This window comes from Variovorax sp. W1I1 (assembly GCF_030815625.1).
Classification (GTDB): domain Bacteria; phylum Pseudomonadota; class Gammaproteobacteria; order Burkholderiales; family Burkholderiaceae_C; genus Variovorax; species Variovorax paradoxus_C.
The window spans coordinates 7,056,212-7,065,066 of sequence record NZ_JAUSWZ010000001.1 but is presented as its reverse complement, the minus strand read 5'-3'; the positions used below and the strand labels follow the sequence as shown (position 1 = coordinate 7,065,066).

The following is an 8,855-nucleotide window of genomic DNA, read 5'->3' as shown; positions in this document are numbered from 1 at the left end:
CATCAATGCGTTGTCAGCCGAGCCCACGAGTATATGCCAAATCCTGGGTCTCGCAAGACTGCCGTGAAGAAAATCGAACGCAGAACCTCTTGATCCTGGGGCAGCGCTTCGCGCCGCCCCAGGACGAAGAGGAGGCTCCTCCGATAATCCGTGCCACATGGCACTCATCACACTCCTCGACGCCCAACTCGCGTTCGGTCACGTCCCGCTGCTAGATCATGCGGACTTCTCTCTTCTTGAATCGGAACGCATCGGCCTGATCGGCCGCAATGGTGCAGGCAAGTCCTCGCTGCTCAAGATACTGGGCGGCCTGGAGAAGACCGACGACGGCACCCTGCAGTTGCAGCAGAACCTGCGCGTCGCCTACGTCGCCCAGGAGCCTGTGCTCGATATGGATGCGGACGTATTCACCGCAGCCAGCCAGGGCCTAGGCAGCGTGATCGCCGTACGCGACCTCTATCTGTCAGGCGCCGAAGGCCTCGACCTCGACGCCCTCCAGTCCCAGATCGAAGCCTACGACGCCTGGAACTGGGAGCAGCGCGTCGAAGAGACACTGCACCGCCTCCACCTCGACCGCAACGCCCGCGTCGGCTCCCTCTCCGGAGGCACCCGCAAGCGCGTCGCCCTCGCCCAGGCCCTGGTGGCCGCGCCCGATGTCCTTTTATTGGACGAGCCCACCAACCACCTGGACCTCGACTCCATCGAATGGCTCGAGCAGTTGCTGATCGACTTCAAGGGCAGCGTCGTCACCGTCACCCATGACCGCAGCTTCCTGAACCGCGTCGCCACCCGCATCATCGAGCTCGACCGCGGCAAGCTGGGCTCCTACCCCGGCAATTTCGAGCAGTACCTATTACAGAAGGAAGAGCAGCTCGCCCAGGAAGCCGTCATCAGCGCCAAGGCCGACAAGCTCCTCGCCCAGGAAGAAATCTGGATCCGCAAGGGCGTCGAAGCCCGCCGCACCCGCAGCCAGAGCCGCATCACCCGCCTGCAGGAACTCCGTGCGAGCCGCACCGCCCGCCGCGAGGTGCAGGGCAGCGTCAACATGGACGTCGCCTCCGGCCAGTCGAGCGGCAAGATCGTGGCCGAGCTCACCGAGGCCACCAAGTCCTTCGGCGAGAAGACCGTCATCCGCAACTTCAGCGGCACCATCCTGCGCGGCGACAAGGTCGGCCTGCTCGGCCCCAACGGCGCGGGCAAGACCACGCTGCTCAAGCTCATCCTCGGCGAACTGGAACCCGACAGCGGCAAGATCCGCCGCGGCACCAACCTGCAGGTCGCGTATTTCGACCAGATGCGCGACAAGCTCGACCTCGACGCCACGCTGGAAGACTTCATCAGCCCCGGCAGCGAATGGATCGAGATCGGCTCGCAGAAGAAGCACGTCAAGAGCTATCTCTCCGACTTCCTCTTCTCCCCCGCCCGCGCCAACTCACCCGTGCGCTCGCTCAGCGGCGGCGAGCGCAACCGCCTGCTGCTGGCGCGCCTCTTCGCCCGCCCCGCCAACGTGCTGGTGCTCGACGAGCCGACCAACGACCTGGACATCGACACGCTGGAGCTGCTCGAGAACCTGCTGCAGGACTACGACGGCACCGTGTTCCTCGTGAGCCATGACCGCACCTTCCTCGACAACGTGGTCACCAGCACCATCGCCTTCGAAGGCGACGGCCGCTGGCGCGAGTACGAGGGCAGCGTGCAGGATTGGCTGATCCAGTCCAAGCGCGCGCGCGAAATCGCCGCGCAGCGGCTCGCTGCGGCACCGCCGCCGCCTGCCGCACCCGCCCCGGCGACCGAGACGGCCCCCAAGGCAGCGACCGCGCCCCGCAAGAAGCTCTCATATAAGGAGCAGCGCGAACTCGAAGCCTTGCCCGTGCAGATCGAAGCCCTCGAAGCCGAGCAGAAGCGCATCACCGAGATGCTGGAGCTCGACGGCGGCGCCATCTACGCCTCCGACGCCTCGCGCGCGGTCGAGCTCAGCGAACGCCACGCCCAGATCGACGAAGAGCTGCTCGCCGCCCTCGAGCGCCAGGAAGAGCTGGGCGCCGCGCGCTAGGCGAATCAGGCGCCGAAGCCCTCCCGGTTCGCGTCCGCCCGTCCCACGCCGGGCGGACGCCGACTAGGCTATATATGCGGCTACCCAATCCTCCGGGAATCGCCGCATGCCTTCACCCTTCACGTTCTTCGGCCGATATGCCGTGCTCATCGCGGCGTTGCTGCTGGGCGCCTGCGCCCAATTGCCGAAAGACGTCGACCGCCCCGTCTCGACCGCGCTCGCCTCGCCGAACGACACCGCGCTCGGCGCGCTGGTCCGCCAGCGCCGCCAGGCCGACAAAGCCCGTTTCGAGTCGGGTTTCATGCTGCTGGGCGGCCCGCCCGCCGCGTACGGCAGCCGGCTTGCGCTGATCGAAGGCGCGCAGAAGACGCTCGATCTGCAGTACTACGCCATCCACGCCGACGCCAGCACCGGCCGTCTCGTGCGCGGCCTGCGAGCGGCGGCCGAACGCGGCGTGCGGGTGCGCATCCTGCTCGACGACTTCCACAGCACCGGCCGCGACGCGCTGGTGCTCGGCCTGGCTTTCGTGCCCAACATCGAGATGCGCCTGTTCAACCCGCTTGCGGGCGCGCGCGATTCCACTTTCAGCCGGCTCTTCAATTCGATCGGCGACGCCTCGCGCATCCAGCAGCGGATGCACAACAAGCTGTTCCTGGCCGACAACGTGCTCGGCGTCACCGGCGGGCGCAACCTCGGCGACGCCTATTTCGGCAATGCGACCACCGGCAACTTCGTCGACCTCGACGTGCTCGCGGCCGGCCCGATCGTGCAGGACCTTTCGCGCAGCTTCGACAGCTACTGGAACAACGAGCGCGCCTACCCCGTGCAGTCGCTGGTCTCGCGCGAAGAGTTCCAGGAGATGCGCGACCGCGCGCGCAAGGCCGACAAGGAACTGAGCGACGAAGCGGCAACGGCGAAGAAGGACGATCCCGGCGCGCCCGAAAGCAAACCCGGGCCCGACGCCCCGCCCACCGCCGCCCAACGCGCCCGCGTCTGGGACGAGAAACCGCTGGACCTGCGCACCGCCACCTTCGTCTGGGCGCCGGCCGTGATGCTCGCCGACCAGCCCGGCAAGATCCCGGCCGACACCGGCCCCGGCGCGACGCGCGACCCGGGCCTCGTGGTGAGCCAGTCCGCCGATGCGGCGCGCGTCCCCAGAGCCCCCCGAACTCCGAACGCGCCGCAGCCCTCACCGCCCTCGCGCCGTACCGCATCGCTCGAAGCCGCATCGGACGCGGCCGCCAGCGGCGACACCGTGGTCGAGGGCCTGCTGCAGCTGATCGGCCAGGCGCGTTCCGAACTCCTCATCATCTCGCCCTACTTCGTGCCCGGCCAGGACATGAAGCAGGCCTTTGCCGCGGCGCGCGCCCGAGGCGTGAAGATCCGCGTGCTGACCAATTCGCTGGCGTCGAACGACGCGCCGGTGGCGCATGTCGGCTACGCGCGGCACCGGGAAGAGCTTCTCAAGATGGGCGTCGAGCTCTACGAGCTGCGCAGCGAGCAGACCACCTTCGGCACCGTCTTCGGCTCGGGCTCTTCGGGCGGCGGCGCAGGCGGCAGCAGTGCCACCGGCGAATCGCGCGCGATGCTGCACTCCAAGGTGCTGGTGATGGATGGCCGGCTGCTGGTCGTCGGCTCGATGAACCTGGACCTGCGCTCCCAGTTGCAGAACACCGAGATCGCGCTGCTGATCCGCAGCGACGAACTCTCGCGCGTGGCCGGCGAACAGATCGAGCGCGGCATGCGCGAGCGCTCCTGGCATGTCGAGCAGATGAACGGCGCGTTGGTGTGGCACGCGCCCGAAGGCAGCGGCCTCGCCGACACGACCACCGAGCCCGATGCCAGCGCCACGCTGCGCCTGATGCTCAGGCTCTTTGGTCCGCTGGCGCCCGACCAGTTGCTGTAGCCGACCCGGTCAGTGCTTGTGCTGGTGGGCGCCACCGGCATCGGCGCCTTCGGGTGCGCCTACGGGCAGCGTCACGTCCAGCGCGGTCTTCACGCCCTTGGCGTCTTCGAACTTCAGGGTGAACGGCACGGTCGCGCCCTTGGCCAGCGCGCCCTTCAGGTCCATCATCATCACGTGATAGCCGCCGGGCTTGAGTTCGACGGTCTGGCCCGCGGGCAGGTCGAGGCCACCGGCGAGTTCGCGCATCTTCATGGTGTCGCCTTCCATCTTCATCTCGTGTACCTCGGCCACGCCGGCCGCGGGCGTCGAGATGCCGACCAGCTTCGCGCCGGTGGGCGCGGTGAGCTTCATGAAGGCGCCCGTGCCGCTCTGGCCCGGCACCGATTGCCGCACCCAGCCGCCCTGCACATCGACCGTGGCAACGCCTTGCGCCACCACGTTGAGCCGGGCTGCCGGCGCCTTGAGCCCCGCGGTCGAGTTGCCCGACGTCGGCACTTCGGCCCAGTCGGCGACGCCGACGTCGCAGGTCTGCAGCACCTTGAACCACAGCGTGCCCGGCGTGCCCGGCACCTTGCCGCGCAGCACGAACTCGCTGCGCTCCTTGCCGGGCAACGCGTCCTGCGGGGTCTCGGCGGTCCAGCGCACTTCGCCGTCGCCGGCGTTCTTCTGCACGTCGAGCTTCCAGCCCTTGCGCGCCTGGGCATCGCTCAGCACGAAGCCCTTGGGCAGGCGCACCGCGAGGCCGGTGGTGGCCGTGGCGCCTTCGCAGGCGTGGCCGACGCGGAAGGCGGCGTTGTAGTCGCTGCCGACGGTGGCGCCGCCGGGCGGCAGGGTGACGTGGGCCAGCGCGGCGGCGGCGCCGGCCAGCATGGCGCAGGCGGCCACGGTTTTGAGGGTGAAGGCAGGGGTGTTCATGTCGGCGTGTCCTCTGAAGGATGAATGAATGAAAGCGTCACAGGTCGAACTTGAGTTCGGCCACGTAGGTGCGTTGCGGGTACGGGTGGAAGGCCCAGTACTTGTTGTTGTTCAGGTTGTCGATGCCGAAGGCCGCGCTCCACTGCCGGTCGATCCGGTAGCGGATGCGCGCGTCGACCACGAAGAATTTCGAGAAGCCCATGTACGCGAAGCCGTTGGGGTCGCTGTTGTCCAGCGAGCCGAACTGCTTGCCGCTGTAGCGCATGCCGACGGTGTAGCTCCATTTGGCATCGGGCCGGTAGGTCGCGAGCAGCGAGGCGCGCACCTTGGGCACGCGTGGCTGCTCACGGCCGACGCTCGCGGGGAAGCCGCTGTTGGCGGTGATCTTCGAGTTCGTCAGCGTGAGGCTGCCGCTGAGGTCGAATCCCTTCATGCCCACATCGACCGCGTTCAGCGCCACCTCGAGCCCGCGCGTGCGGATGGCATCGACGTTCTGCACCGTGTTCACCAGGTTGTTGAGCGCCTGGCTGTAGAGCGCGTCCTTCGTGTTCTCGAAGAAGAGCGTGGTGCGCAGCATGCCGTCCAGGCCCCAGCCCTTGAGGTCGCGTTCGGCGGTGAGCTCGGTGGTCCACGAGCGCTCGGGGCGCAGGTTCGGATTCGTGTTGACGATGCGGTTGCCGTCGATGGAGCCCTGGTAGAGCTCGCTCACCGTGGGCATGCGCACCGCGCGGCCGGTCGAGGCCTTGAAGAGCCAGTCGGGCGTGGCCTGCCAGGCAACGGCCGCCTTGGGCGAGTCGTAGCTGTTCTTGCGCGGCGCGAAGTCGAGCAGCCGCGCCGCATTGCCGAGCTGGCCGCCGTAGGCCTCCCAGCGCTCGTGGCGCAGGCCCAGCGTGGTCTTCCAGTCCTTGGCGAAGCGCCAGGTGTCCTGCACGTAGAGCGACTGCAGCCGGGTGTTGCCGTTGAAGGCCGAGAACGGCGTGACGGGTGATCCGTTGATCCAGTCGAGCGTGTTGCCGACGCTGGTGCGAAGGCGCGCCGTGTCCTGCTGGAAGCCGAAGTCGACCACGTGCGCGCCCACGCCTTCGGCCGAGCCGGTGGGCCGCCAGGTGCCGGCCGCCTTGAAGGTGTTCCAGCCCGAGCCGCCCATGTCGGTGGTGCGCCCCGGGCCGCCGTTGAAGGCGCCCGGCAGCGGGGTCGTCGGCGTGCGCGAGGTGTCGCTCGAATAGTCGAACAGGCTCGCCGCCACTTCCCAGTCGAACACGCCGCCGGTGTGGCTCTTCACCGAAAGGCCGTGCATGTAGTGGGTGAGCGCGGTCTCGGTCGGGGCCAGCGCGGCGCTGGGCGCATCGAGGTTGTAGGTGCGTCCCGCGATGTTCACCCGCCCCGAATACACGGGCTGGCCGAATGCATTGCGCAGGTAGGTGTCGACGCCGCCGTGCGTCGTGTTGTTCCAGGCGCCCAGCGTGTAGGTGGCGCGGAGCGTGGGCGAGAAGTCGTAGGCGACCTTCAGCTTGGCCTGCTCCTGCGTGGTGTCGTACATGGTGGAGCCGCCCACCAGCCACCACGGCTGGTTCGACGGATTCAGCCCCAGCACCGCACCGGTGACCGGCGTGCCCGCGTTGCCCACGGTGCCGGCGCTCAGAAGGCGGTTGCCGAACACCAGTGCCTGCCCCTTGCTGTGGGTACGCGAGGCGCTGAGCCACCACGACCAGTCGCCGCTGCGGCTGCCGAGGGACAGGTCCAACTGCTGGCCGGCGGGCGACGAATGGCTGCCGTACTGGTCGAAGTTCGAGGCGAAGCCGCTCAGCTTGACGTGCGCCTCCAGCTGCGTGGGCATGCGCGTCACGTAGTCGACCACAGCGCCCACCGAGTTGCCCGGGTACGCGGCCGAGAACGGCCCGTAGAGCACATCGACCCGCTCGATTTCCTCGGGCGACACCATGCCCCAACGCGGCGCGTAGGTGGCGCCGTTGCCCAGAGGGTTCGACAGCATGATGCCGTCCCCATAGACCATCGAGCGGGCGCTGTTGCCCGTGCCGGAGGCGCGGGTGGCGAGCACCGCGTGGTTGAAGTCGCCGATGTAGCGCTTGCGCACGACCAGGCTCGGCAGGTACTTGAGGGCGTCTTCGGCATCGGTCGCGTTGACCGTCTCGGCGATCTGCTCGCGCGTCACGCCCTCGATGGTGGTGGGAATCTGCGCCGGCAGCGAGGTCGGCTGGCCGCCGGTCACGGTGACGGTGCTCAGGGCGCGGCCGGTGCCGCCTTCAGGCGCATCGGCACGCGGTTGCTGCTGCGCCCACACGGGCGCGCTGAGGGGAAATGCCATGGCGATCGCCAAGGCGCGGGAATGCTTTTTCACTGGGAACCTGCTCCACGAACTTCAAGCCGGACAGGCCGCAGGCGCCCTCATCGATCGGGCGCACGCGGCTATGGGTTGGAAAGCGTCAGGAGCGGTTCGGGGGCCCGCGCGCCGGCAGCGGCGCCGCGGTGGCCGCGGCAAGGCGCGCGGCGGGAATCGGCTGGACCACGCGGCCCAGCGGGAGGGGAAGGTCGAAAGAGGCGACGGCCAGGGCCGGCGGCGGTGCGCCGGTCAGCACGCACAGCGGGCAGTCCATGTGCGAGGCGCCCATTTCCTGCACGCCGTCCTCGGTGTGCACCACCACCTTGATGGAGCCGGCGCTGGAACACACCAGCTCCATGGCCTGCGGATGCACGAGCGGCGAGGCCACCGCCACGCCCAGCGACAGCATGAACCACAGCAGCACCCAACGGCCGACCTGGCCGATCTGGCCGAGGAAGCGGGGGTGATGGAAGCGCTGCAGGTGCATGGCGGTCGCGATTATCTGCGCACTTTGCCCTTGGGCGCCGCCTTGGCCGGTGCCTTGGCGCCCTTGGAAGCCGGCGCGGCCTTCGAGGACTTCGCCCCCTTGGCTCCCTTGGCAGCGACCGCGCCCTTCTGGGCTTTCTGCCCCTTCTGTCCTTTCACGGCCTTGCCGCCACGCACGGCGCGCGGTGCCGGCTCGGGCGCCGACAGCGCCGGCATCGGCACCGCCGTCTGCGCCTGCGCGCTCGTGAGCACCGGTGTCACGGTGAAACCGCGCGTCGCCATCAGCGCCGGCAACCCCTGCGGGCCGATCATGTGCAGCGCGCCGACCGCGGCGAACACGCCCTTGCCGCTTGCATGCAGACGCTCGATGCCGTTGGCCAGCCCCGGATTGCGGTCGTCCAGCAGGCGCTTCATGAGCCGCTGCTCGGCGGGGGTGCGAAGGCAGTCGCACCAGTCGGCATAGCGGGCCAGCTTGTCGGCGTCGCTGCGCGCCCAGACATCGGCCAGCTCCTTCATCTGCCCGCGCAGCTGGCCCGACTCCAGCTCGTCGAGCGCCGCATCGACCTGCTCGGCCTCTTCCGCTTCGGAATCGCCGGTCAGCGCCTTGATCTGGTCGGCCGCGTTCTCCAGCGCGAAGATCGGCTTGTTGCCGTTGCGGGCGGAGACCGCCATCGTCTCGTCGACGCCGAATTCCGGGTACAGCCCGTCGGCGCGCGCCACCAGGCCGGCGAGCGCCGACACCTGCAGGATCGGCTGCAGCTTGGCCGTGGCGCCCGGCGGTACGCAGGCCTCGGTGTTCTGGCGGTCGAGCCGGCGTGCGCGCTCGCCGCTGAGCATGCGCGAAAGCAGCGCCGGATCGGCCGGCTGGCCCATCACGCGGGCGGTGGCTTCGTCGCGCGAATCGATCTCCAGCGCGAGCGCGTCGCTCTGCGCCAGCGCCTTCTGCACGGTGGGGCCGGGCCGCACCCATTCGGCGCGGCCGATGTGGATGGTTCCGTAGAGCCAGGAGGTACGCCCGTCGCGCTCGATGCGCCAGAGCACTCCGCGGTCGACGCCGTTGCGCACGCCCGGTCCGAGCTTGGCGAGGCTGGCGATGGCCGAAGGTGGGCAATCCGCCGCCTGTGCCGCGACCGCGAACACGCAGAGGACGCCCG

At 69.0% G+C, this 8,855-nt stretch carries 6 protein-coding genes; 2 read left to right on the top strand and 4 right to left on the bottom strand.

The window, feature by feature from the left end:
* The first annotated feature begins 157 nt into the window (after nucleotides 1-157).
* Entirely contained in the window at nucleotides 158-2,053 is a 1,896-nt protein-coding gene (locus tag QFZ83_RS32730; RefSeq protein WP_307512593.1) for an ATP-binding cassette domain-containing protein, read from the top strand.
* A 106-nt stretch (nucleotides 2,054-2,159) separates the two neighbouring features.
* The gene (locus QFZ83_RS32725) at nucleotides 2,160-3,959 is read left to right on the top strand and encodes a phospholipase D family protein (protein ID WP_307512591.1); all 1,800 of its coding nucleotides are present in this window, start codon (nucleotides 2,160-2,162) and stop codon (nucleotides 3,957-3,959) included.
* Between the two features lie 9 nt (nucleotides 3,960-3,968).
* On the opposite strand, the gene QFZ83_RS32720 is transcribed toward QFZ83_RS32725, so the two are convergent.
* From QFZ83_RS32720 to QFZ83_RS32705, 4 genes are all read right to left on the bottom strand, one after another.
* A complete protein-coding gene (locus QFZ83_RS32720; RefSeq protein WP_307512590.1) occupies nucleotides 3,969-4,874 on the bottom strand; it encodes a copper chaperone PCu(A)C in 906 nt (301 codons plus the stop codon).
* A gap of 37 nt (nucleotides 4,875-4,911) precedes the next feature.
* Nucleotides 4,912-7,200, bottom strand: a complete 2,289-nt coding sequence (locus QFZ83_RS32715; RefSeq protein ID WP_307512589.1) for a TonB-dependent receptor — start codon at nucleotides 7,198-7,200, stop codon at nucleotides 4,912-4,914.
* 118 nt (nucleotides 7,201-7,318) lie between these two features.
* Nucleotides 7,319-7,702 (bottom strand): DUF2946 family protein, encoded by a 384-nt coding sequence (locus tag QFZ83_RS32710; RefSeq protein WP_307512588.1) that lies wholly within the window; start codon nucleotides 7,700-7,702, stop codon nucleotides 7,319-7,321.
* A gap of 11 nt (nucleotides 7,703-7,713) precedes the next feature.
* Nucleotides 7,714-8,841 (bottom strand): TraB/GumN family protein, encoded by a 1,128-nt coding sequence (locus tag QFZ83_RS32705; RefSeq protein ID WP_307512587.1) that lies wholly within the window; start codon nucleotides 8,839-8,841, stop codon nucleotides 7,714-7,716.
* Nucleotides 8,842-8,855: the final 14 nt, after the last annotated feature.